General features: G+C 66.5%; 22 protein-coding genes and 1 pseudogene. 14 read left to right on the forward strand and 9 right to left on the reverse strand.

What is annotated here, in order from left to right:
- Positions 1-85: 85 nt before the first annotated feature.
- Entirely contained in the window at positions 86-1,528 is a 1,443-nt protein-coding gene (locus ABZS43_RS26410; protein WP_355038656.1) for an MFS transporter, read from the reverse strand.
- Between the two features lie 165 nt (positions 1,529-1,693).
- Between ABZS43_RS26410 and ABZS43_RS26415 the strand changes: the two genes are divergently transcribed.
- The 4 genes from ABZS43_RS26415 to ABZS43_RS26430 all read left to right on the forward strand — a co-directional run bounded on the left by ABZS43_RS26415 (position 1,694) and on the right by ABZS43_RS26430 (position 4,056).
- On the forward strand, positions 1,694-2,596 hold the full coding sequence (locus ABZS43_RS26415) for a helix-turn-helix transcriptional regulator (RefSeq protein ID WP_355038657.1): 903 nt from the start codon (positions 1,694-1,696) through the stop codon (positions 2,594-2,596).
- Between the two features lie 86 nt (positions 2,597-2,682).
- Complete coding sequence (locus tag ABZS43_RS26420) at positions 2,683-2,853, forward strand: CopG family transcriptional regulator (RefSeq protein WP_355038658.1); 171 nt, start codon at positions 2,683-2,685, stop codon at positions 2,851-2,853.
- A 1-nt stretch (position 2,854) separates the two neighbouring features.
- Positions 2,855-3,199, forward strand: coding sequence for a VOC family protein (locus tag ABZS43_RS26425; RefSeq protein WP_355038659.1), 345 nt, complete (start codon positions 2,855-2,857; stop codon positions 3,197-3,199).
- Between the two features lie 2 nt (positions 3,200-3,201).
- Complete coding sequence (locus tag ABZS43_RS26430; RefSeq protein ID WP_355038660.1) at positions 3,202-4,056, forward strand: class I SAM-dependent methyltransferase; 855 nt, start codon at positions 3,202-3,204, stop codon at positions 4,054-4,056.
- Between the two features lie 83 nt (positions 4,057-4,139).
- Here the strand turns inward: ABZS43_RS26430 and ABZS43_RS26435 are convergent, their stop codons facing one another.
- Positions 4,140-4,994, reverse strand: coding sequence for a GNAT family N-acetyltransferase (locus ABZS43_RS26435; protein ID WP_355038661.1), 855 nt, complete (start codon positions 4,992-4,994; stop codon positions 4,140-4,142).
- Between the two features lie 162 nt (positions 4,995-5,156).
- Between ABZS43_RS26435 and ABZS43_RS26440 the strand changes: the two genes are divergently transcribed.
- Positions 5,157-6,074, forward strand: coding sequence for a TIGR03564 family F420-dependent LLM class oxidoreductase (locus ABZS43_RS26440; protein ID WP_355038662.1), 918 nt, complete (start codon positions 5,157-5,159; stop codon positions 6,072-6,074).
- A gap of 157 nt (positions 6,075-6,231) precedes the next feature.
- Positions 6,232-9,660, forward strand: coding sequence for a protein kinase (locus ABZS43_RS26445; RefSeq protein ID WP_355038663.1), 3,429 nt, complete (start codon positions 6,232-6,234; stop codon positions 9,658-9,660).
- A gap of 18 nt (positions 9,661-9,678) precedes the next feature.
- Here the strand turns inward: ABZS43_RS26445 and ABZS43_RS26450 are convergent, their stop codons facing one another.
- On the reverse strand, positions 9,679-10,803 hold the full coding sequence (locus ABZS43_RS26450) for an NADH:flavin oxidoreductase (RefSeq protein WP_355038664.1): 1,125 nt from the start codon (positions 10,801-10,803) through the stop codon (positions 9,679-9,681).
- A 148-nt stretch (positions 10,804-10,951) separates the two neighbouring features.
- Here ABZS43_RS26450 and ABZS43_RS26455 point away from each other — a divergent pair.
- Positions 10,952-11,173, forward strand: a pseudogene (locus tag ABZS43_RS26455) (TetR/AcrR family transcriptional regulator); the annotation flags it as partial.
- A gap of 185 nt (positions 11,174-11,358) precedes the next feature.
- Positions 11,359-12,063, forward strand: a complete 705-nt coding sequence (locus ABZS43_RS26460; RefSeq protein ID WP_355038665.1) for a TetR/AcrR family transcriptional regulator C-terminal domain-containing protein — start codon at positions 11,359-11,361, stop codon at positions 12,061-12,063.
- A gap of 52 nt (positions 12,064-12,115) precedes the next feature.
- On the opposite strand, the gene ABZS43_RS26465 is transcribed toward ABZS43_RS26460, so the two are convergent.
- On the reverse strand, positions 12,116-13,486 hold the full coding sequence (locus ABZS43_RS26465) for an ABC transporter substrate-binding protein (RefSeq protein WP_355038666.1): 1,371 nt from the start codon (positions 13,484-13,486) through the stop codon (positions 12,116-12,118).
- Between the two features lie 27 nt (positions 13,487-13,513).
- Positions 13,514-14,575 (reverse strand): dihydrodipicolinate reductase, encoded by a 1,062-nt coding sequence (locus tag ABZS43_RS26470; protein ID WP_355038667.1) that lies wholly within the window; start codon positions 14,573-14,575, stop codon positions 13,514-13,516.
- Positions 14,576-14,852: 277 nt separating this feature from the next.
- Here ABZS43_RS26470 and ABZS43_RS26475 point away from each other — a divergent pair, with 277 nt between their 5' ends.
- The 3 genes from ABZS43_RS26475 to ABZS43_RS26485 all read left to right on the forward strand — a co-directional run bounded on the left by ABZS43_RS26475 (position 14,853) and on the right by ABZS43_RS26485 (position 17,547).
- On the forward strand, positions 14,853-15,356 hold the full coding sequence (locus ABZS43_RS26475) for a nuclear transport factor 2 family protein (protein ID WP_355038668.1): 504 nt from the start codon (positions 14,853-14,855) through the stop codon (positions 15,354-15,356).
- A gap of 52 nt (positions 15,357-15,408) precedes the next feature.
- A complete protein-coding gene (locus ABZS43_RS26480; RefSeq protein WP_355038669.1) occupies positions 15,409-16,512 on the forward strand; it encodes an NAD-dependent epimerase/dehydratase family protein in 1,104 nt (367 codons plus the stop codon).
- 210 nt (positions 16,513-16,722) lie between these two features.
- Positions 16,723-17,547 (forward strand): alpha/beta hydrolase, encoded by an 825-nt coding sequence (locus ABZS43_RS26485; protein WP_355038670.1) that lies wholly within the window; start codon positions 16,723-16,725, stop codon positions 17,545-17,547.
- A gap of 49 nt (positions 17,548-17,596) precedes the next feature.
- Here ABZS43_RS26485 and ABZS43_RS26490 read toward each other — a convergent pair whose 3' ends face one another.
- Together ABZS43_RS26490 and ABZS43_RS26495 are read right to left on the reverse strand one after the other, a co-directional pair.
- On the reverse strand, positions 17,597-17,788 hold the full coding sequence (locus ABZS43_RS26490) for a hypothetical protein (RefSeq protein ID WP_355038671.1): 192 nt from the start codon (positions 17,786-17,788) through the stop codon (positions 17,597-17,599).
- Positions 17,789-18,459: 671 nt separating this feature from the next.
- Positions 18,460-19,407 carry a tyrosine-type recombinase/integrase gene (locus ABZS43_RS26495; RefSeq protein WP_355038672.1) on the reverse strand — a complete coding sequence of 316 codons (948 nt, stop codon included), beginning with the start codon at positions 19,405-19,407 and terminating at the stop codon, positions 18,460-18,462.
- 120 nt (positions 19,408-19,527) lie between these two features.
- On the opposite strand from ABZS43_RS26495, the gene ABZS43_RS26500 reads away from it, so the two are divergent.
- On the forward strand, positions 19,528-19,848 hold the full coding sequence (locus ABZS43_RS26500; protein ID WP_355038673.1) for a lipopolysaccharide assembly protein LapA domain-containing protein: 321 nt from the start codon (positions 19,528-19,530) through the stop codon (positions 19,846-19,848).
- Between the two features lie 31 nt (positions 19,849-19,879).
- On the opposite strand, the gene ABZS43_RS26505 is transcribed toward ABZS43_RS26500, so the two are convergent.
- Positions 19,880-20,134 carry a hypothetical protein gene (locus ABZS43_RS26505; protein WP_355038674.1) on the reverse strand — a complete coding sequence of 85 codons (255 nt, stop codon included), beginning with the start codon at positions 20,132-20,134 and terminating at the stop codon, positions 19,880-19,882.
- A gap of 616 nt (positions 20,135-20,750) precedes the next feature.
- Between ABZS43_RS26505 and ABZS43_RS26510 the strand changes: the two genes are divergently transcribed.
- Positions 20,751-20,966: a hypothetical protein gene (locus ABZS43_RS26510; protein ID WP_355038675.1), complete on the forward strand. Its 216-nt coding sequence runs from the start codon at positions 20,751-20,753 to the stop codon at positions 20,964-20,966.
- Between the two features lie 220 nt (positions 20,967-21,186).
- Here ABZS43_RS26510 and ABZS43_RS26515 read toward each other — a convergent pair whose 3' ends face one another.
- A complete protein-coding gene (locus tag ABZS43_RS26515) occupies positions 21,187-21,384 on the reverse strand; it encodes a hypothetical protein (protein ID WP_355038676.1) in 198 nt (65 codons plus the stop codon).
- Between the two features lie 518 nt (positions 21,385-21,902).
- Between ABZS43_RS26515 and ABZS43_RS26520 the strand changes: the two genes are divergently transcribed.
- A complete protein-coding gene (locus tag ABZS43_RS26520; protein WP_355038677.1) occupies positions 21,903-22,709 on the forward strand; it encodes an enoyl-CoA hydratase-related protein in 807 nt (268 codons plus the stop codon).
- Positions 22,710-22,931 lie beyond the last annotated feature (222 nt).

Here is a 22,931-nt window from a genome sequence, read left to right on the forward strand (position 1 = left end):
GTCGACGACCACGCTAGAGGAGAGTCGTCGACACGAACCGTTTGCCCGAGACCTGTGGACACCGGACCGGATTCGGCGGTCGTGGCTACCGTGCGGCCCGCGTCGCGAGTGCGGCGGCGAGGAGTACCGTGACGCCCTCGGCGATCGCGGTGCCGCCGAGGGCGTGTGCGGCGGAAAGTGGCGTCGCTCCCGCGAGACCGAGGAATACGGTCCCGAAGGTCGCGATACCGACGACGATGCCCAACTGCACACTGGTGACCAGGATGCCGCTGGCGTCGGCGGCCAGATCCATCGGCACCCTGGCCAGGGTGCGGGTCATCAGAGGGCTGAAGGCGAGTCCGGTGCCGAGGCCCATGATGCCGAACAGGGTCATGGCCGTCACCCCGAAGTCCGCACCTTCGCGTAGCGACATGCCCAGTGCGACCATCGAAACGGCGCCGACGACCAATCCGGCCGGAATCATCAGCGCGTGCATTCGGGCCGGAATGCGCTCCCAGTACAGGCTGCCCAGTGCGAAGGTCAGACCCATCGGGGTGAAAAGCAGTCCAGCGTGCAGGGCACTGTAGTCCAGTGTGCTCTGTAGATGGATGGCCATCACGAACATCCATCCGCTGAAGGTCGCCATGATGACGAAAAGGGTTGCGGCCGTGAGTAACAGCCTCGGTGTCCGAAGTGTGCGCCGCGCGAAGAGCGGTTCCCCGCCCCGCGCCGCGACCGCGCGCTCGATCAGTAGGAATGCTCCGACGGCGATCACGCTGGCGCCGAGGGCGATCCAGGTCCACAGCGGCCAGTCCTGTTCGTGGCCGAGTACCAGCGGAAGCACGAGCAGGAGCACCGCCGCTGTCAGCATGGCCAGTCCGGGCAGATCCACCGCGCGGTCGAAACGTGCGCTGGCGGGCAACACCTTCGGCGCGACAACGAGTAGCACCACGCCGATCGGCACGTTCACGAGAAAGACACCGCGCCAGCTGCTGTCGAATAGATCCGCCTGCACGATCAACCCGCCGAGGAGCTGTCCGACGACCATGCCGCCCGAGATGATGGCGGAGTAGGCGCTGAGCGCCTTCGCGCGAGCGTTGCCCGTGAAATTGCGCTGGATCAGCGTCATCACCTGGGGCACCATGGCCGCGGCTCCGATACCCTGCATGAAGCGGAACACGATCAGCGAGGTCCCGTTCCACGCCAGACCGCAGGCCAACGAGGACACGGTGAACAGGGTGAGCCCCGCGACGAAGGCGCGACGCTGGGTGAATCGGTCACCGAGCCGCGCGCCCGTGACCAGGAGAACGGCGTAGGCGATCACATATCCGGCCACGATCAGCTGAAGCGCCGAGCCGCTGCTGCGCAGATCGTCGCGAATCGAGGGAATGGCGACATTGACGATGGAGTTGTCCAGTACCGCCATGAATTGTCCGGTGAGTATTACCGCGAGAATGGCGAGAGGGCGCCGCGCACCGTAGGCGGGCGGCGCCTGTGCCACGATACCGGCCGCGCCGGGAGCCCGGTTCGGCGAAGAGGTCTGGGTCATATCCGTGATCTTGCGGCCATTCCGGCACTGGTAACAGGAGCCCAGGAAAACTAGTACTGCCACCACCCGGGTAGTCGCGAGCCGGCGCACCGGCCGTCGATGTGCCGCGAGTACTGGTACCAGTAGCACCTGGATACCTGTAGCAGAGTCCGGGATGATCGAATCATGGCCGATGCCGTTGATGCCCAGGTGGTACGCAGAGCTCGCCGCGCCGAATTGGGCGCGTTCCTGAAATCTCGTCGCGCCAGGATTTCGCCGGAAGCCGTTGGGCTTCCGCCGGGACCGCGACGGCGGACTCCCGGCTTGCGGCGGGAGGAAGTCGCTCAGTTGGCCGGGATCGGAATAACCTGGTACACCTGGCTCGAACAGGGGCGAAACATCAATGCCAGTGTGCAGGTGCTGAATGCGGTGGCGCGGACACTGTCGTTGGATGCGGCGGAGACGGCGCACCTGTATCGGTTGGCGGATGTGCCGACGGTGCCGACGGCGTACGCGGGGTCGGTGTTGCCGGAAGAATTACAGGTGATCCTCGATCATTTGGAGCCATTGCCCGGCGTGGTCTTGAGCAGTCGCTATGACGTGTTGGCGCACAACTCGTCCTACGAGGCGTTGTGTCCGGGTTTTCTGCTCGGCGAGCGCAATGTGGCCCGCCGCGTCTTCTTGACTCCCGAATGCTGCAATACCTACCAACACAATTGGGATGACTTGCGCCGCATGGTCGGCTATCTGCGCGGCGCTTACGCCAAGAATATCGGCGATCCGGGCTGGGAGGACTTCATCGCTGAGTTGTGTTCGGAGAGCGCTCATTTCGCGTCGTTGTGGGCGCGCAACGACGTCGCGATCCCGGCGAGTCGCACGAAGCAGATTCGCAACCTGGCGGTGGGCGAGCTGGAAATGTTCTTGACGAGTATGTCGCTGCCGGCGGTGCCGCATTCGTGGATGCAGGTATATACGCCGGTGGATGAGGTGGCGTGGGGGAAGTTGCGTGAATTGCTGGCGATGAGCGAGGACGAGCGTCGGCGTCCTTGGGTAGAGCATCGCGAGGAGTTCCACGCGGTAGCGGGGTAGGTCGAGCGGTCGCACCACTGAGTTCGTGGCTGATGTTCCGCGCGCCGGTCTTGTTACCTAGCTTGCTAGCATGCTAGCGTCGGTTCGTGGGCGACGAGGATGTGAAGCAGTTCAACGTGTACCTGCCGATCGGGCTGATCAAACAGGTCAAATATCGCGCGATCGAGACGGGGTCGTCCCTGTCGGCGCTGGTCGCGGAGGCATTGCGGGCCTACCTCGACGACACCAAACAGCAGCAGGATTCGGGAAAGGATTGATATGACGACCGATGGCATCGAGGCGGTATTCCTGGAAACCCACAACTGGGGCCGCACGGCCGGATTCCTCCGGGCGCTCGGCTTCGAGATGGAATTCGAAACCGATCATCAATCCGGCCAGTTCCGCAGCGGCGAGGGGCCTTACGTCTTCGTCGCCGAGGTCCCGCCGACACGGGAACCGCGGACGCAGTTGGTCCTGAAGGTTGCCGACCAGCAGAACTTCCGGCTCGACGGGGATATCGAGGTCGTCAGCGCTTTCGAGCAAACCCATTACGGCACACAGGAAATGACCGTCCGCGATCCGGACGGCCGCCTGTGGGCGCTGCAGGCTCCGGGGAAGCAGTGACGGTGCGGGGCGAGGGTGCCGTCGCACCGGACAGCACGGCGGTCCGGGTCGCCCTGTGGCGCGCTGTGCACGCGCAGGACGATCCACCGCCGCATGTCATCGAGGACGATATCGGTGTGCGGCTCGCGGATGTCGAGGACGACTGGCGATTGCGTCCCGATATGGATTCGCGCGCGACGAGCTCATCGCGCGCGGGTATCGTCGCCCGCGCGCGTTTCGTCGAGGATCTGCTCACCGAACAGATCGAACACGGTGTCGACCAGTACATTCTGCTCGGGGCGGGGCTGGACACCTTCGCGCAGCGCAGGCCCGAACTCGCGGCGCGGTTGACCGTATTCGAGGTCGATCAGCCCGGTCCGCAGGCGTGGAAGCGCCGCCGTCTCATCGAACTCGGTTACGGCGTGCCGGAACGGCTGCGGCTGGTACCCGTCGACTTCGAGACCGACTCGTGGTGGGATCGGTTGACCACCGCGGGCTTCGACCCCGACCGTCCGGCGGTGGTGAGTTCCACCGGTGTCGCCATGTATCTGACTCGTCAGGCGAATATCACCACGCTGCAACAGCTCTCGATGCTGGCCCCCGGGTCGACGGTCGCCATGACCTACCTGCTGCCACTGGAGTTCGTCGGGCCGGAGGAACAGTCGATGCGCCGGGCGATCGAACAGAACGCACGCGCTTCGGGGACGCCGTTCCGCAGCTTCTTCACCCCGGACGACATGCGGAACCTGGCCGAGGAGTCGGGTTTCGTCGCGGCGGAGATCATTTCGGCGGACGATTTGAGCCGCCGCTACTTCACCGGCCGGGCCGATGGGCTGCGCCCGGCGAACTCGGAGCAGATATTGCGGGCGACAACCTGACAGGCCCTCGCCGATGACCGCGGAGCGGGTGCGTGCGGGGCGGATGCGTCGGTCTCCGACGACTGCCTCACCTCGCTTCGCGTTCAATGGCCGGGCGCTGGGCGCACGACGATCGCGCGTGCGTAGAGCAGCTGGAAGCCGAGCCTCTGCACATTCTGCTGCGACGTGGTGCCCGGCAGCGTGGTGACCACCGCGAGATCGTATCCGGCCTCGGCCGCCACTGCCAGTCGCGAAGAGAGCAAGGCGCTCTGGATTCCGCGTCGTCGATACCGCGGCAGTGTGGCAGCGCCGCAGAGTTGGGCGATCCCGTCGTGCAGTCGCAGGCCCGCGCCGCCGGCGGGCGCACCGTCGATCCGCGCGAGTGAGGCGACGAAACCGGTGGTCGCCGCCATATCTCGTTCGGCGCGCTCGATGGCCTCGCGCGGAAATTCCTCGTGCGAGGCGACACCGCTGGTATCGGGATTCACGAATCCGTCGACCACTACCCGCATCCAGGTGTCGATCTCCTCTGGTCCGACTGCGCCGATGTCCACCCCGTCAGCGTGCGAGGCGGCCCGGCCCGGCGCGAGCCGCAGTCCGAGCACGTTCTCGAATCCGAACAGGAGATAGCCGCGCTTGCTCAGTCGTGTCACGACGGCGGGGTCGGCGACCGTCGACACCTCGAACTGCACCGGCGAATGACGTTCGGCGAACGCCTGTTCCACCGCGGCCAGCTCGCCGTCGTCGAGGTCGCCGTCCATCCCGACGCCGACGACCTTGTTCAGCGGCGAGTCCGGACCGGCCCACACCGCGCTGCCGCCGCCGATCGGCAGGGATACCACCGGCTCTCGCGGGTCCCGCGTGGCCGCCGCTCGTGCGCCCTCTTCGATGAGGGTTCGTTCGGCCGCTTCGATCCGCGCTACCGATTCGATCCCGGCGAATAGACCTGTTTCCGACATGACGCCGATTTCTATCACACCGGTCGCGGTGCGCCCACCGAATTTTCTCGGTGCCGGAACGCCTCCGATCCCTGCTTCACAGACGGATCCGAGACCGTAGGCTCGGCAGTCGGCGAGATCGTGCCGCCGCGTCCACTGTCCCGATATCAGGAGGTCTCCGCCGTGCGGATCGGTACCCTGCTCAACGCACCCTCCGGCCCCGATGGCCTGCGCCGATTGACCGACGAACTGCGACGCAGCGCCGAGGAGGGTTTCGATTCGGCCTGGTTGTCGCATATCTTCGGCGTCGACGCGCTCACCGCGCTCGCCGTGGCGAGTAGCCAGGTGCCCGATATCGCGATCGGCACTGCCGTTGTGCCGACCTATCCGCGTCATCCTGGTGCGCTGGCCCAGCAGGCCAGGACCACGGCACTCGCGGCAGGACCGAACCGGTTGACATTGGGTATCGGCCTGTCCCACAGGATCGTCATCGAAAACATGTTCGGATACGATTTCGACCGCCCGACGCGGCATATGAAGGAGTACCTGTCCGTCCTCGTTCCGCTGCTCGAAGGCAGTCCCGTGTCGTATTCCGGCGAGATGTACACGGTGAATCTGCAGCTGTCCGTCCCGGGCGAGGGCGGGGTTCCCGTGCTGCTCGCGGCGCTCGGCAGCCAGATGCTGCGGCTGGCAGGCAGGCGAACCGACGGCACGGTGCTGTGGATGACCGGCGCCGCGACCATCCGCGATCACATCGCGCCGACGATCACGGCAGCGGCAGCCGCGGCGGATCGTCCTGCTCCGCGCATCGTCTGCGCGCTGCCGGTCCTGGTCACCGATGACGTCGAGGCCGCGCGGCAGAAAGCCGGCGAGAACTTCGCCGCGTACGGCGCGCTTCCCTCGTACCGGGCGATGATGGAACGCGAGGGCGTGGACGGACCGGAGGATCTGGCGATCATCGGCTCGGAGAAGCAGGTGTCGGCCCGTATCGAAGCGATTTTCGAGGCGGGCGCCACCGAATTCGTCGGATCGGTGTTCGTGGGCGGCGACGAGGCGGCGCACACCCGGGCGCTGCTCACCTCGCTGGCGTCGAAAGGGTAGCCGGACCCGTGCGGTGGCCGGACCGATACCTGGTCTAGCGGCGAATACGGTGGCCGGGGCCGCGTATGCTGGCATCATGCTGGTGGGCGGCTCGGTCACCCGTCCCGGATGTGGTGATTCCGGGACGGCACACGTGGTCGGGAGTTAGGGTCCACCGATGGTCGACAACGACCTGCCGCGTACCGAACGCGACCTCGCCGGGACAATTGCCGCCGACCTGAAGGCGGCTGGTTTCGATGACGCCACCGAGATCGGTCGCGGCGGTTTCGGTGTGGTCTACCGATGCGAACAGGCCGCCCTCGACCGCACCGTGGCAGTCAAAGTGCTGACCACGGATCTGGAAGCCGAACATCTCGAGCGGTTCCTGCGCGAACAACGCGCGATGGGCAAGCTCTCCGGACATCCGAATATCGTCAGCATTCTGTTCAGCGGCGTCCTGACCGCGGGTCGCCCCTATATCGTCATGCCCTTCCACGCGCGCAAGTCGTTGCAGGACAGCATTCGACGGGACGGGCCGATGCGGTGGAGTGACGCGCTCGGCGTCGGGGTGAAGGTGGCGGGTGCGCTCGAGGCGGCACACCGCGCGGGCGTGCTGCATCGGGATGTGAAACCGGGCAATATCCTGATGACCGACTACGACGAACCGGAGCTGACCGATTTCGGAATCGCCCATGTCTCGGGCAGTTTCGTCACGAGTACGGGTGTGATCACCGGTTCCCCGGCCTTCACCGCCCCCGAGGTGCTGCAGGGACACGCGCCGACCGCCGTCTCCGATGTCTACAGTCTCGGCGCCACACTGTTCTGCTTGATCACCGGACATGCCGCGTTCGAACGCCGGGTCGGGGAGAAAGTGGTCACCCAATTCCTGCGCATCACCTCCGATCCGATTCCGGACCTCCGCGAACACGACATCCCGGATGACGTGTGCCGTGCGATCGAACGTGCGATGTCCGAGGATCCCGCCGAACGCTATCCGTCGGCCGCGGCATTCGGCCGCCATCTCGGCGAAATCCAGCAGCGGCACGGCCTCGCGCGGGATCGAATGGTGCTGCCCTCGGAATCCGAAGCGGTGGAACAGGATTCCGACAGTTCGCGTGCCGCCGCGCCGATCGCCGAAACCCAGCGCGCTCCGGCGTCGTCGACCCCGCGTCCGAAGCCGACGGCCGTGACGAAATTCCGGCCGCCGACGCCGAGTCGTCCGCAGGTGACGCGTGAGAGGTTGCTCGACGTGCTCCGCGAGGGTCGGCGGCGACGGCTAATCGTGATCCACGCACCCGCCGGGTTCGGGAAGAGCACACTCACCGCGCAATGGCGCGCGACGCTGGTCGAGCAGGGTGTGGCGGTCGCCTGGCTGAGTATCGACCGCGACGACAACAATGCGATGTGGTTGCTGGTCCATCTCGTCGAGGCGCTGCGGCAGGCGCTGCCCGACCTGGCCGCGGAGTTGGCGCAGCTGCTGGAGGTACACGGCGACGAGGCCGAACCGTATGTGCTCACCACGCTGATCAACGAAGTCCACGCCGGAGGTCGGCAGGTCGCGTTCGTCATCGACGACTGGCACCGGGTCGTGGACCCCTCAGCCATCGCGGTGCTGGGTTATCTGCTCGAGCACGGCTGCCACCACCTGCAGTTCATCGTCACCAGCAGGCACTGCGGCGGACTGCCGATGAGCACGATGCGCGTACAGGACGAACTGGTCGAAATCGGTGCCGATACCCTGCGCTTCACCCTGCCCGAGGCGAGGCTGTTCTTCGAAGGCGCGGGCGGACTCGCTCTCGACCCCGCCGATATGACCCACCTGATGGAATCGACGGAGGGGTGGGTGGCCGCGATGCAACTGGCGTCGCTGTCGCTGCGCGAGTGCGAGGATCCCGGGGAGTTCATCGGGAACATCTCCGGCGGCAACCACGCCATCGGCGATTTCCTCGCCGAGAACGTGCTGGACGGATTGGAGCCGCGCCTGCGGACGTTCGTGTTGCGCACCTCCATCGTGGAGCGACTGAACGGTGACCTCGCGGCGGCGCTGTCCGCGACGCCCGATGGGGCAGCGCTGCTGGCCGAGGTCGAGGCGCGCGACCTGTTCCTCAGCCGCCTGAATTCGGACCCCGGGTGGGTGCGCTATCACCACATGTTCGCCGACTTCCTGCGCCAGCGCCTGGCCCGTGACCATCCCGACTGGGTCGCCGACCTGCACCGCATCGCCTCCCGGTGGTTCGCCGACCATCACTTCCTGCGCGAGGCGGTCGATCACGCACTGGCCGCGGGCGACGAGGCGCACGCGGTGGAACTGGTCGAGAACGACGCCCCCCGGCTGTTCGAACAAGCGCAGAGCGCGACCTTGCCCGGTTTGATCGCGAAACTCCCGCCCGACGCGGTCCGGTCCAGTCTGCGACTGCAGATGACCATCGTCTGGACCAGCCTGCTGCTCCAGCATCAGTCGGCGGCCGATGCCGCGGTGAGGCAGGTGCGGTCATTGCTCGCGGCCGAGCCCGATTCCGGCGTGCTGGCCGCGGAGGCCGCGGTGCTCGACGCGGCCGTGCGCGTCGCGGCCGACCGGGTCGACGGTGTGAGCGAATTGCTGTCGGACTGCCTGGCGCGGCCCGAGCTGTTCCATCCCTGGGTGGTCAACACCGCGGCCGATATGGCGACATTCGTCGCGGTCTATCGCTTCGACTATCCCGACGCGCGCCGATGGCAGCAGTGGGCCGCGGCCTATCACCGCAGGAACAGGGGGCCGTTCAGTGTGATGTACGGGCACTGTTTCGAGGGTTTGGCCGCCAACGGACAACTCGAGATCGGCGCGGCCGAGGACAGTTTTCGCACTGCGCTGCGGGTCGCACGGCAATCCGGCGGCAGCCGTTCGCACAGCGCGAGGACCGCGGGCGCGCTCCTGGGCGAGTTGCTCTTCGACAGGGGCGAACTCGACGCGGCGGAGCAGTTGCTCGACGATGGTTACGCGACCCTCGGCAGCGAGGGCGGCGTGGTCGAATCGATGGCCGCAACCCATGGGACGGGGGCGCGCATCAAGGTGCTGCGCGGTGATGTCGAGACGGCCGGACAGCGTCTGGCCGACGGGTGGCGTCTGGCCGCCAAACTATCGCTGCCCCGTCTGGCGGCCCGCATCGCCAACGACAGTATCGCCGCGGGGCTCCCGCTCCCCGACGTGGACCGCACGTCCGCCCCGATGCCACCGGCCGATGCCGACGGCATCGCACTGCTCACCGCCGAACTCTGGGAGGATTCGGCGATCAGGAGATTGCTCGCGCGGCAATCGGTCACCGCGTCCAGGCGCGCCTGTGCGCGGGCGCGAATACTGGTCGGCCGTGTCGCGGAGATGCCGCGTCCCCGCGCGCTCGTGCAGGCCCGGTTGCTCCTGATCGCCTGCCTGGTCGCGACGGGTGAGCGAGACGAGGCCGAGCGAATCCTGCTGGCCGTGGTGGTCCGGTGCGCCGAACGGGGGCTCGTGGGGCTCCTCAGATTCGGGGACCCGACCGTCACGTCCCTGCTGCGGGAAATGGCCGACGCCTCTGGCGAAATACCTTCGCTGCCTATGGCTTTCGTCACCGAGGTGCTGGCACCGCTGTGACGAGCGCCATCGCGCGGCTCAGGACAGGGAGGCCAGATGCTCGACACTGTAGGGCCGTATGTCCTCCGAGTGACCGCCGAGCGTCTTGCGTGCCCATTCGGCATCGGCGACCAGGGCCCTTCCGACCGCGACCATGTCGAATTCATCGCGCTCGGCTCGGTCGAGCAGCTCCCCGATGTCGGTCACCGAACTTTCGGCGGCCCGTCCCGAAGGTCCGACGAATTCTTTGTCCAATCCGACGGAACCGACTGTGATAGAAGGCTTTCCGGTCAGTTTCCTGGCCCAGCCCGCCAGATTCAGATCGCTGCCATCGAATTCCGGGATCCAGTATCGCCGAGTCGAGGCATGAAAGACGTCGACGCCGACCTCGGCCAGCGGGGTGAGGATCCGCTCGAGTTCGGCCGGGTTGTCGGCGATCCTGGCGTCATAGTTGTCGGACTTCCATTGCGACAGCCGGAAGAAGATCGGGAAATCCGGCGTCACCGCGGCACGCACGGCGGCGACGATCTCCGCGGCGAAACGAGTCCGCGATGCGAGGTCGCCCCCGTATCCGTCGGTGCGTTTATTGGTGCGGTTCCACAGGAACTGGTCGATGAGATAGCCGTGCGCGCCGTGTAATTCGAGTCCGTCGAAGCCGAGCAGTCGCGCCGCCGCCGCCGCGTCGGCGAACGCTCGGACGACGTCATCGATATCGCCGGTACTGAGTGCCTCGCCCTTGGGCGCGCCGTCGAGCCCGATGCCGGACGGCCCCACCGGCGGCGCGGACGCGACGGGCCCCGAACCTTCGACACGGGTCACCCCGACATGCCACAGCTGCGGGATGATCTTTCCGCCCGCCTCGTGCACATCCGCGACCACACGACGCCAGCCGGCGAAGGCGTCCTCGCCCCAGAAACGAGGAATGCGATCGCTCATCCCGGCCGAAGGGTGCCCGACGAAGGTGCCCTCGGTGATGATGAGCCCCACGTCGAGCGCTGCCCGTCGGGCGTAGTACCGCGCGACGTCGTCACCGGGTACGCCACCCGGCGAGAACTTCCGCGTCATGGGCGCCATGGCGATCCGGTTGGGGATGGTGAGGTCACCGATATGGAACGGCCTGCCGAGAACCCGCGCGGCCCTCGACGTATCGGTACTGCTGGTCACTGATGGCTCCTACGCTGACCGACGAATGGTGTTCTGCTCCGTCACAATACGGTTCCGGTGACCGAGGGCGCGCTCGGCCGGGGTGCCATACAATCGTATGGCGTCCGGTGGAGTTTCCGTTGATTCGCTGATCGCAAGGAGGTTGGACATGACGGCCTCACCCCGGCGTTTCGGTGCCGAGACATCGAAGACGCGGGATGTACTGCTGGACTGCGTCGAGCAGTTGATGCTCGAAGAAGGCTATGCGGCCGTGACCTTCCGCGCGGTCGCGGCGAAGGCCGAGGTCACGTCGAGTCTGGTGCAGTACTACTTCCGCACGCTCGACGGCATATTCCTGGCCGCGATTCGCCGCTATGCCGAGCGCAATATCGCGCACGTGAAGCAGGCGTTGCAGGCCCCTCCCGAGCAGTTGCTGCGCGTGCTTCGCCGACTTCACCGCCAATGCCAAGGCGGTATCCGGAGTGCAGGACTGAATTACCGCGTGGTCGGTGGCTCGGTGCCGACCGGATCGACAGTCGGTCGAGGTTACGGCGCGCCCGGCAATAGGCTGGTGGTGTGAGCGGTGGAACGTGTGACCTGCCCGAGGCGGCGGACGGCGGGGCCGCGCCGCGCCGTCGTGGTCGTCCCCGGCAGCTGAGCCTCGAGCGGATCGCCTCTGCCGCACGGAATGTCGCGCCGGAGGCGTTGACGATGCAGGCTGTCGCGGACGAGCTGGGCGTCGATCCCAAAGCCCTCAACTACCACGTGGGAGATCGCGAGGGCCTGCGGGAACTGGTGGCGCTGGATGTGTTCGAGACCGAATTGGCTCGGGTGACGCTGCCGGTCGACAGCGACTGGCGCGATGTCGTGCGGTCGTATACGACGGCGCTGCGGGACGCCGTCGTGCAGGTCGGCGTCCTGGCGACGTCGGTCCGGCTGCCCGGCGCGCGTGGGCTCGGCACGCTGGAACCCGTCGAGCGCGTACTCGAGGCATTGGTCGGCGCGGGTTTCGATACCGCCGACGCCCGCGCCGCGCTCACCCTGATCACCGAGACGGGGTTCTCCTCGGGTCTGAACGCCGTACTCGTCGCCCAACATCACGGGCATCCCGACGTTCCCGGGGTGATCCGCGCCTTGCAGGCGGCCGGTGACAAGGAACTTCCCGTGCTGCGCGAAGTGGTCGCGGGGCGACAGGACGACGACGACCAGCTCGAGTTCAAGATGACCGTGATCCTGGCCGGGCTGGAGCGGGTGCTGAGCCGGAAACGGCCACCCGGATAGCCGCCGCGGCGGTCCGAGCGACCGGGTTCGCCACGCCCGATCGCCGGCTGCGCTACTCGAGGTCGGTCATGGACTTGCCGACGTCGGCGAGTGTCATGGGTGCGCCGTAATCGGCCCGGTACCGGTACGGCGTCACGTCGCAACGGTAGAGACCGGTGTCGGGTGTGAAGTCGGCGGGCTTCCAGCCCTCGGTTGTCGCCTGCTCGACATTGAAGCAGCCCGACGGGGCGTCGCGGTCGGACAGATTTATCGGCGCTTGCAGGCCGCCCGCCGTCCACGACTTCTCCGAGGACGCCGCGTTGTAGACGCACCGGCGGGTGAGATCGTCGCCGCAGCTCGCCGCGGATTTCGCGAACAGCAGCCAGGCGGATATCGCCCGCAGTTGCGGGAAGGTCAGCTCCGTGTCGGGCGAGTATTCGGCGAACATGGCCCGGACCTGCTCGACGGCAGGCACGGTGTCGGCCTTCTCGAATGGTGCGACGCCGCCGAGGTCGGCGACATTGTTCTGGAAACCGAGGGACGTGCCCGCGTCGTGCAGGAAGGAGGGGGAGTAGTTGTTGTTCGTCGCGTCGATCCAGTCGAGTCGGTAGCCGATCGACGTCAGCGACTCTTCGAGTTTCGCGAGTTGACGGGGTTCGCCGTTGAAGATCAGGCCGCGGACGCCTTTCTCTTTGATCGCCTGCGCGAACGGAGTCCAGTTCGACATTCCCGCGATGGGGTACAGGTCGTCGTAGACGACCGCCGCGCCCTGAGCCTCGAAACTCTCCTTGCCCTTGGCTCCGAGAACTTTCGACACGGGGGAGTCGGCGGTGACGATGCCGACCTTGCCGATCGAATCCGGATACGCCTCCTTGACCAGCCAATGCCGGAATCCGGTGTAGATATCGTGGTGCGCGAGCGAAGTCGGTGAGGCGCTGATCTCCAGGTCGGCTCCCACGCTGCGGGCCTGCGCCACCTGGGCGGGAAAACTCGGTAGCAGGCAGTTCAGCCGATCCTTCACGCCCAGCGCGTCGAGACCCGCGCCGCCGCCCACGAGCGCGAAATCCTCCCGGCAGGCTTCCAGCATGCGCTGGCGGACCTCGGTGAGATTCGTGTCGCGGACCGCGACATCGATCCTGCGACCACCTATACCGCCGTGGTCATTGCACCATGCGGCGAAAACCTTCGCGGCGTCGATGAATTCGGGATTCTTGGTGAATCCGAGATCGCTGAACACGCCGATCCTGATCGTGTCCGCGGTGACACCCTTGGCCGAGGCCCGCGTGTGCTTGCCGCCGCCGCACACGGCCCCGAGGTCGCCGAATTCGCTCGATACCGTCGCGGTCGAGGATCGTTCGTCGCTCGTCCCGCTTCGTCCGCCGCAACCGGCGACGAGTAGTGCCGTCGCCGCCACGAGGACGACGAGTGTTCGATTCGACAACACTGAACTCTCCTACCCTGCGACGCGAATTCAGCCCCGTGCGGTGACAGCACGGGGAAGTATGAGCGGCAGATCGTTATAGGTCACGATGCCCGGTGCGGCCGCGACGACCGCGGGGATCGCATGGATGGGGGGCATGGCGGTCATGATGTGCCCGAGGACCATGAAGTCGGCGATCGTCTCGGCCTGGAAATCGGGCGGCGGGAGGAATCCGACGGTCATATTCACCGTCGGCCGACCGTCGATGGTGATCTTCCAGCCGTCGCCGTCGAGTTTCCAGTCCGGGTCGAGGGTCTGGCCCTTACGCCAGCGGACATTGATGTCGATGACGGTCTCGTCGCCGACGCGGCCCTGCCAACTCGCGTGCACACCGGCGACGCAACCCTTCCCGATGGTCCACGACCCGAGGTCGAGATCCTCGGTGGTCTGGGCGTATTCGGCCTCGCACCGCACCTCGTCGAGTTCGATGCCGAGCGAATCGGCCACCAGCCGAACGGCTTCGGCGAAGACGGCGGTGCCGCGCGCGGCCATTCCCGGCAACTCGGGGTCATCGATCGGTCTGCCGAATCCCACCGGCCGCTCGGTGGCGGGCGAGTCGTAGAACGTGGTGTCGGCCGATTCGGCGATGGTCACCTTGTCGACCCGGTCGCAGGCGTTCGCCGCCACGATGGCCAACAGTTGGGCGAAGCCCGGACTCACACCGGAGCCGAAGATCGTGGACCCGCCGCGCAGGCACGCCTGCTCGAGCCGATCCCGCCCCTCGTCCAGATTGTGGCCGGTGATGAAGGAGGCCGTGGTCACGATATTCACGCCGGAGGACAGGATGCGCACCGCTTCGTCGACGTCGAACCACATGGGGTTGTAGACCACGCAATCGGGCTTCAGTGCGAGCAACTCGCCGATATCGTCGGTGGCCGCCACCCCCAGCGACGCCCCGCCCGACAACTCGCCGACGTCGCGCCCGACCTTATCCGGTGCCCAGGCGAAACAGCCGACGAGTTCGATCGCGGGATTCGCGACGAGTGCGCGCACCGAACTGGTCCCCACATTGCCGGTCGTCCACTGGACGACTCGGTACTTGGTCGATGACATCGATACCTCTCTCGATCAACGTGACGCACGTGGCGGAGCGGCGATGTTCTCCCGTGGGTCTGCTCCTGCTTACACCTCGCGATCCCGCCCGCGGAGCGTTTCGACGGAAATTTTTCCCGATCGGAGAAAATATTGCGCACGGCTGTCACCGGCTTCTACGCTCAGCGCGTGCCCCTCGGAAGCGCTCGGTGCCGTCGGTCCTCGCGTGGGTGGCCGACGGCGTCGGAGCCCGCGGGGACGAGCGAATCCGTGCCGTCACCGTCGAAAGGAATCGCGTGTGGATGACGTCACCGTGCTGCTGGAGATCGAAGCGATCAAGCAGTTGAAGGCCCGCTACTGCCGACATCTCGACGCCAAGGACTGGCAGGCGTGGCGGGCGGTGTTCACCGACGACTTCGTCAGCGACACCTCGCAGGCGGGCGGTGAAGTGGTCATCGGCGCGGAGAAGTTCGTGGCGTTCACGCGAAACAACCTGGGCAAGGCTTCTCAGCAGACGGTGCACCAGGTGCACGCCCCGGAGATCGAGTTGACCTCGGCGACGACCGCCCGCGGTATCTGGGCATTGCAGGACGTCGTGCGACTGGTGCCCGCGCTGTCGATCACCCTCTACGGATACGGCCACTACCGGGAGACCTACGAAAAGAGCGACGGACACTGGCGGATCAAGACCTCGAAGCTGACTCGGCTTCGGGAAGACATCGTCAACCCGGTCTTCTCCCTGCGCGTCTCCGAGCGCATGCGAAATGCCGGAGCGAGGCTCGTGCGCCGCTCGGCCGAGTAGTAGTCCCGAGTAGTAGTCCTCAACCCCCTTCTTCCCGCGAGGTGCAATACCGATGTCCGACAACACTGTTCTCGTCACCGGCGCGTTCGGGCAGGTGGGAACATTCTGCGTGGACATCCTGCTCGGTCGGGGCAAAAAGGTGATCGCGCTGGATCTGCGCAACGACAGGACCGTCGCCGTCGCTCGCGATCTGTCCGGAAGGGCGCGTCCCGGCGCCCTGGTACCGGCGTATGTCGATCTGCTCGACGCTGCCGCCGTGGCCGACCTCGTCGCCGAACATCGGCCCGCCGTCATCGTGCACCTCGCGGCGATCGTCGCACCGCTGTCGTACCGAGATCCCGGGCGCGCCAGAAAGGTCAACGTCGGCGGCACCGAACACGTACTGGTCGCGGCCGCAGCCCTCGACGAGCCGCCACTGTTCATCCAGGCATCCAGCGCCGCGGTCTACGGATCACGCAATCCGTACCACTACCCCGAGCGCATTACGCCGGATACGCCGGTCGATCCCATCGACCACTACGGCGAGGACAAAGTGCTCGCCGAGACGGCCGTCCGCGACAGCGGCCTGCCGCACGCGGTGCTGCGGTTGGGTGGGGTCATCTCACCGGCCGGTGCGTCCACATTGGGCGGGGACTACCTGCTCCTGATGCGCGCGACGCCGGTGGACAACCGGATTCACGCGGTGGACGGACGCGATGTCGGGCTCGCTTTCGCCAACGCGGTCGACCGAGGTGACCGCGTCGACGGCAGAACTCTGCTGATCGCGGGCAACGACACCTACACGCACCGGCAACGCGACCTCGAAGACGACATGATGCAGGCCGCGGGCCTCGGCAGGCTGGGGCCGTCGGCCGGTCTGCCCGGCGACCCGGACGACGACAGGGGCTGGAGTTTCACCGGCTGGTTCGACACCACCGAATCCGAGGCTCTGCTCGGATTCCAGCGGCACGACTGGCCCGACACCGTCTCCTGGATCGCCGACTCCATGGGGCGGCGTCGTGTGCTCGCCCGCGCGCTCGGCCCGGTTCTTCGTCCGGCGATCCGCTTCGCGCTGTCCGTCCAGCGTCGCCGCGAAGGACGCGGCCCCTACGCCGACCCATGGACCTTGATCGAGAAGAAATACGGCCCCGACGTTCTCGCCTCGACCACGGTATGACCGCGTTCCCGGTCGACCCGGTGTCGAAGTATTCACGGATTGATTGCTGAAAGTATGCTGTCGGTGGTCGGCGTCCGCTTCGGCCGTCGCCATCCTCGATGAAGACCCACCCGACAGCCTGTTCACCTCGGTCCGCACCGCCGATCCTCGGCCACGTCCACCGCGCCGACGACCACGGCATCGGCGCGGCCAACGACGGAAAGGCGCACCATGGGCACCATCACGACGTCCGACGGCACCGAGATCTTCTACAAGGACTGGGGGCAGGGGCAGCCCGTCGTCTTCAGCCACGGTTGGCCGCTGTCCAGCGACGACTGGGACAACCAGATGCTGTTCTTCCTGGCGCGGGGTTACCGGGTCGTCGCCCACGACCGGCGCGGCCACGGTCGCTCCACCCAGACCGGTGACGGGCACGATATGGACCACTACGCCGACGATCTGGCGGCGGTCGTCGAACACCTCGACCTGCGCGAGGCCGTTCACGTCGGCCACTCCACCGGCGGCGGTGAGGTGGTGCACTACATCGCGCGCCACGGCGAGAGCCGAGTAGCGAAAGCCGCGCTCATCAGCGCGGTGCCGCCGCTGATGGTCAGAACCGAGGCCAACCCCGATGGCCTGCCCGAATCGGTATTCGATGATCTGCGGGCGCAGCTCGCGGCCAATCGTTCGGAGTTCTATCGGGCGCTGCCATCGGGCCCGTTCTACAACTTCGACCAACCGGGCGCGCGGTCGTCGGAGGCGATCATCGGAAACTGGTGGCGCCAAGGCATGATGGGCGGCGCGAAGGCGCATTACGACGGCATCGCCGCGTTCTCCCAGACCGATTTCACCGCGGACCTCGAGCGGATCGGCGTCCCGGTCCTCGTGATGCACAGCGAGGACGATCAGATCGTGCCCTACGTGGCCTCGGGTCCGAAGTCGGCGGCGCTGCTGCGGAACGGGACACTGAAGACCTATCGGGGGTTTCCGCACGGTATGCCCACCACCCACGCGGACACCATCAACGCCGATCTTCTCGCGTTCCTGCAAGCCTGATGCCGTCCGAGGCCCGCGGTGTGATTTCGGTCGATCTGAGCCGTCGCGGCTAGCGCTCGAATAGCCTCTGACACGGGAGGGGATCCATATCCCGTGTCACGCGATCATCGATGCTGACGGTGCGCGCCCGCCGGAGTCGGCGCATCTCCGCCGCGAACGCGGTCGCCACGGATTCTTCCGCGCGGTAGTGCAGGACGGGCAGGCCCTCGATGCCGAATTCGACGGCGATATGACGTTCCATCGCTCGCTACCGACCACCATGGAGTATGCGATATCCGCAACGCGGTGTCCGGGCGTGCGAGATCGGCCGCACCGTGCGGGCCGAGTACGTGGGGCATCCCGGTGTCGGAACCGGCCGGACGGTCGGCGGGAAGGTGAGCATCACGCCTCCACTTCGAGATAACTGGCGGACCCAGGAACGGGGATCCAAAACGGTAACACGGTTACCCTCAGGTGAGAAGATCGCCGTAGTGAAACAGGAATATTTCCATTATCGGGGCGGGTCACCCGCTGCCGGGAACCGGCGCTGGCCGTGCGCGATCGGCCACCGCTGTCGGCGGGCGAGCCCGGGGGAGCATCCGCGCGAGTTGGCTTCGACGACTATGTCGCCCCTGTGAATCCCCCGTCGGTCAGATCCTCCAGCGCAACCGACGAGGGATCGATGTCCGTACCGGGCGATCAGATCACCCCGGCCCACGTCCCCGGGCGCCGCGTTGCGCGCACGCCCGGGCTCGACGGTCGACAGCACGCCAACCGCCCCGACATGTCTGCGGAGCACGTCGGCGAGTTCGGTATCGATGGCAGCCAGCGACGCTCGACCGCGAAACCGCCGACTGTCCCGCCGTCGGCGCGATCACGGCGACGGTGTGCCGACGGTTCGCTCTGCGGGACAGCTTGCCGCCGAGGCGATCTCTAAAGGTCGTTGTCGGCGAAGAGGTCGAGTTGTTCGTTGTCGCCGAGCGGAATTCGGGTGCGAGCGGGGTGGTCGAGTACGCGCCGAGGGTCGGGTGTTCGGTGGCCCAACCGGGTGGCGATCGCGGCGGGTGGGAGGCCCCGGTGGTGCAGGCGTTGTGCGGCGGTCGCGCGCAGCGAGCCCGGCGAGATGTCGAGACCCGCGGCAGCGCCGATGCTGCGGATGGAATCATCGATGGTGCGAACGGCCAATCGGTGGTGGGGCGCGTGTTCGGCGAGGAAGAGGGCGCGTTGTTCGGGGCGACCGCGCAGTAGGCGACGGCGTTCGCTGAGCCAGGCGGTCAATGCCGCACGGGTGCCCGCCTGGATCGGGACTTCTCGTGCGGCGCCGGTGGTATCGGTGATAGTGAGGGCGCCGGGCCAGCGGGCGAGGTCGAGACCGGTGAGGTCGAGGGCGGCGATCTCGGTATTCGTCGGTCCCACATCCAGACTCAGGACGATGAGTGCGAACGCGCGGGGACCTCGGGCCGCGGCGGCGTGCAGCACGGCGCGCTGGTCGGTCGGGGACAGGGTGTCGGGGGTGAGGGGATCGAGGATCGCGCGGGGTGTCGCGGGTGCGCCGAGCCCGAGCCATTCGTAGAAGGTGGTGAGCGCGGTGAGCGTCAGGTCGATGGTGCGGGTGGCGATGCCGCGATCGTGCACGGCGGTGGTGAGGTAGGCGTCGACGGCGCGATCGCGGCCGACGGGGGAGTGCAGGGCATCGTCGTAGCCGCCGGTGTCGCGCAACCAGTTCAGGTAGTGACCTACACGTTCGCGGTAGGTGTCGCGGGCGCGCGGGGCGAGGTCGTCGCGGTTGGTGAGGGACGCGGTGAACCCGGTCAGGATCGGGGATGCCGCGATCTGTACCGGCATGAACTCACCCGTCGCGTCGAAGGCGTCCGTGCCCACCACCGCCTCCCGAGCAGCAATCAAGTCGAACCCCAGGATGGCAGGGTGGACCGACAGGAATCCGGACGGGAGGGATCACTTCGCGGCGATGTTTTCTGTCGCAGTGGGTATGCCGCAGTCATGTACCCCAACACCGAAGATCCGCACGGCCCCGAGACGGCCACGCCGCCCCCCGTGACGTCCACCGTCACGACAAGGAAGTCACTCGCCTCGCGCACCGGCGACACGTGGATCGGCCTGGTCGCCGGAGTGCTCATCCTGGTAGTCCTGCTGATCTTCATTCTGCAGAATTTGCAGACCATCCGGGTCAGCCTGTTCTTCTGGGATTTCAACATGCCGATCGGTGTGGCGGTGCTGCTGTCGGTGATCGGTGGTGCGCTGGTGATGGCACTGGTCGGAGGCATGCGCATCCTCCAATTGCGCCGAGTCGCCAAACAATGAGCGGTAGTCGCGCGGGTGCGCGGCCGCGATGTCAGGACGCGCCGCGCCGCGGTCCCCGGATGACGGGGGGTTGCCCGCTCATGGTGGTAGGCGTCGCGGGTCCGGTCCAGCCGCAAGGGGATCCGCAGGTCGCCAATGCCTGGGTGGATTCGGTTCCGTCGCTGTAGGTGGTGACGTAGACCGAAGCGGTGGCTGGATACCCGCAGCGAACGCATTTGCCGAAGTAGTTGATGATTTCGTGGATCTGGGTATCTACGGCGATTCGGCGGATTTCGTTGGTGCTCATGGGCGTGCCGTTCGTGTACGTGGTCGGTCGGCCGAGGCTCAGTGGACGCGCGGAGCCTCGGCGGGGCGGGTCGAGATCGGGCGAGAGACTCGGGCGAATCGTCGGAAGTGCGCCCGGTCAATACTGGAACAGCTGATAACTTACTGGACTCCTCCTCGCTTCGGTCGACTTTGCGGCACGGATTGCCGAGCGATCACTCGGCGCGGTCGGGCCAGGCGGTGACGCGGGGGTGGGGCTTGCGCTCTGTTCGCCCCCGGTGTGCACGGTCGCTCGAAGAACGGTGTGTGCCGTTAGTGCGTGGATACGGCCGCCGCGCGGTGGTTGTCCGCGGGTTCGGGAAGGCTCGCGCGTATATCTTCCGACATGCAGATTCCCCTGCCCCGGAAGCCGACCGCCTCCGCTACGCGTACTGCTCGAATTCGCCGTTTCCATGAGAGGAATTCTGAGTAACATATAGCTATCGGGATATGCCTGAGATCTCTGGGCGGCCGACCGCGCTGGGGCCGGTGGCCGACGGTTGACCGATCCGGCCACGGATTGCGGTTCGCCGACCGATCGCGGCATCGGGACATATGTGGCCGAGCGCGCGCACGGCCACGAGGGAGGTTCGATCACAGTGGCGAATTCCCACCGCGAGACGCGACGGATCGGTCTGGCGGAAATCGTTGGCGAATACGGTGCCGCCGCCGTGTTCCAACGACTCGCCGATCTCCGTGTCGCGGGGCCGCCGGAGGCTGTCGCGGCGATCGAACAGGAGATGCGGAAACTGATCGGGGCCGCCGAGCATCGAGATCTCACGGACCGGCCGGTGATCGACCCGTACGCACCGTGAGCGGGGCGTACGGCTCGGGAGGACGCTGTCCCGAGCCGCGCTCGGTGCTCATCGAATCGCTGATACGACCACGCGCGGTAGATGGCGAATGTCGAAGTCCGCCTTGCGAAACGCGGGTGCGTCGTCGGGGGGCGGAGGACATCGCACGTGCTCGCGCGCGATCGGCTCGCCTGTCACCCCGGTGCCGCGAGATACCCGGTCGGCACGGACTCACAGTGCGTCACTGTGTGTTCCGCGTCAGCAGCATCGCGGCGGCCAGGTGGATGAGGCAGTCGTCGGGTCGGTGCTCGCCGTGGATCTTCTGTAATCGTCGCGCGCGCTCGACGGTGAGATCTGTGACGTGCAGGCCGCACAGGTGTTCGGCCAGTCTGCTGTTCGCGTGAACGAAAGCGCGGCGCTCGGGTGCATAGGACATCATCGACAGCGAGCCTTTCCACGAGAATCGTCGAAATGCCCACGCGGCGTGATCTACTGGCGCCGCGACGGCATGTCGGGGAGTTTTCGAAGCAGGTGTGGCTACCGAGCGGCCAGGGTTCGATCCGCTCGAATACTCGAGTGCCGCAAAGCGATACACGGTCCCCGTTCGCCACGGCGTGGCCGGCGGCTGATCGTCGAGTTGCCGACCGCACCGATCATGCATGACCGAGTCGCGTGTCGGCAAGTTCGAAGTCGCGAAAAAGTCACGACGATCCTGCCGGCCCTGTTCGATGTGCGGGGGCAATCGAACTGAGTGCCGGTTCTGTCCTCGATGACGAATATGACAGCGGGTTGTTCACGGCCGTGCGTATTCGACTGTGACGCCTTACTGTAAGGTGCACCGGAGTACGCGCGGTAAAGCCCCGGTCGGGTATCTGTTGTTCCCGAGGTGGGCGCGAAAGCCTGATCGGTCGGGCGGTGTGGGGTGAACGGCATTCGGACGGGAACGGAGTCGACTCGATGACAGAAGAACCTGTGCTACAACAGTTTCGGCGTGGCGGCGTCAGCACGCTGACCCTGAACCGGCCACATCGCAAGAATGCGATCACTATCGAACTCTGGGATGCCCTACGCACCGCATTGGACGAGATCGCGCACGACCGGACGGTGCGCGCCGTCGTCGTCACCGGGGCCGGGGGAGCGTTCTGTGCCGGCGCCGATGTCGTCGACAGTGATCCCTATGCCGCCCCGTTCACCAAACTCCAGGCGATTTCCGAAGTCGCGCAGCGGTTGCACGATCTCTCGGTGCCGACCATCGCCAAGGTGCGGGGCGTCGCGGTGGGGGCGGGGTGGAATCTGGCGTTGGGGTGTGATCTGGTGGTCGCCACCCCGGACGCGACCTTCTCCCAGGTATTCGCCCGCCGCGGACTCTCGCTCGATTGTGGCGGTTCCTGGTTGCTGCCCAAACTCATCGGTATTCAGCAGGCCAAACGTTTGGCGCTGCTCGCCGAGACCATCGATGCCGAGGAGGCTCGCGCCCTCGGCCTGGTCACGTGGATCAAATCGCCGGACGCGATCGATGACTTCGTCGACGAGACGGCGAGGCGGCTGGCGGCGGGTCCGCCCATCGCGGTCGCGCAGACGAAGGCGCTGCTCAACGAGGGCGCCGACCGGACGATGCGGGAGGCGCTCGCCAGCGAATCACGAGCCCAGGCGGTCAATTTCGCCACCGCCGATGTCCCGGAGGCCTATGCGGCCTTCGCGCAGAAGCGGGAGGCGACCTTCACCGGCGACTGGAATGTGCGCAAGCCCGACGCGGACCGTTGACCTTCCGTGTGGCCGTGACCTTCCGGTGCCTGGTGAACTTCCGGTGCCCGGTGGGCTACCGCGACACCCGGTGTCCTACATATAGTTACGTAAATATGCGCATCAAACTATGCATTTCTAGGTGACCAGGGTCACTATTAGGTACAGCGGTAGTCCAAAAGAAGCTGGCGACCAGCGGATTGTGGAGGTCCGCGAAGGGGAGCGGTAGAAAATCGGATGATT

Source organism: Nocardia sp. NPDC005366 (assembly GCF_040606855.1).
Classification (GTDB): Bacteria; Actinomycetota; Actinomycetes; order Mycobacteriales; family Mycobacteriaceae; genus Nocardia.

Bases quoted from the DNA above. Each gene is read 5' to 3' on its own strand.
- ABZS43_RS26410 (WP_355038656.1), bottom strand. From the start codon at position 1,528: ATGACCCAGACCTCTTCGCCGAACCGGGCTCCCGGCGCGGCCGGTATC.
- ABZS43_RS26415 (WP_355038657.1), top strand. From the start codon at position 1,694: ATGGCCGATGCCGTTGATGCCCAGGTGGTACGCAGAGCTCGCCGCGCC.
- ABZS43_RS26425 (WP_355038659.1), top strand. From the start codon at position 2,855: ATGACGACCGATGGCATCGAGGCGGTATTCCTGGAAACCCACAACTGG.
- ABZS43_RS26435 (WP_355038661.1), bottom strand. From the start codon at position 4,994: ATGTCGGAAACAGGTCTATTCGCCGGGATCGAATCGGTAGCGCGGATC.
- ABZS43_RS26445 (WP_355038663.1), top strand. From the start codon at position 6,232: ATGGTCGACAACGACCTGCCGCGTACCGAACGCGACCTCGCCGGGACA.
- ABZS43_RS26470 (WP_355038667.1), bottom strand. From the start codon at position 14,575: ATGTCATCGACCAAGTACCGAGTCGTCCAGTGGACGACCGGCAATGTG.
- ABZS43_RS26480 (WP_355038669.1), top strand. From the start codon at position 15,409: ATGTCCGACAACACTGTTCTCGTCACCGGCGCGTTCGGGCAGGTGGGA.
- ABZS43_RS26485 (WP_355038670.1), top strand. From the start codon at position 16,723: ATGGGCACCATCACGACGTCCGACGGCACCGAGATCTTCTACAAGGAC.
- ABZS43_RS26490 (WP_355038671.1), bottom strand. From the start codon at position 17,788: ATGGAACGTCATATCGCCGTCGAATTCGGCATCGAGGGCCTGCCCGTC.
- ABZS43_RS26500 (WP_355038673.1), top strand. From the start codon at position 19,528: ATGTACCCCAACACCGAAGATCCGCACGGCCCCGAGACGGCCACGCCG.
- ABZS43_RS26505 (WP_355038674.1), bottom strand. From the start codon at position 20,134: ATGAGCACCAACGAAATCCGCCGAATCGCCGTAGATACCCAGATCCAC.
- ABZS43_RS26515 (WP_355038676.1), bottom strand. From the start codon at position 21,384: ATGATGTCCTATGCACCCGAGCGCCGCGCTTTCGTTCACGCGAACAGC.
- ABZS43_RS26520 (WP_355038677.1), top strand. From the start codon at position 21,903: ATGACAGAAGAACCTGTGCTACAACAGTTTCGGCGTGGCGGCGTCAGC.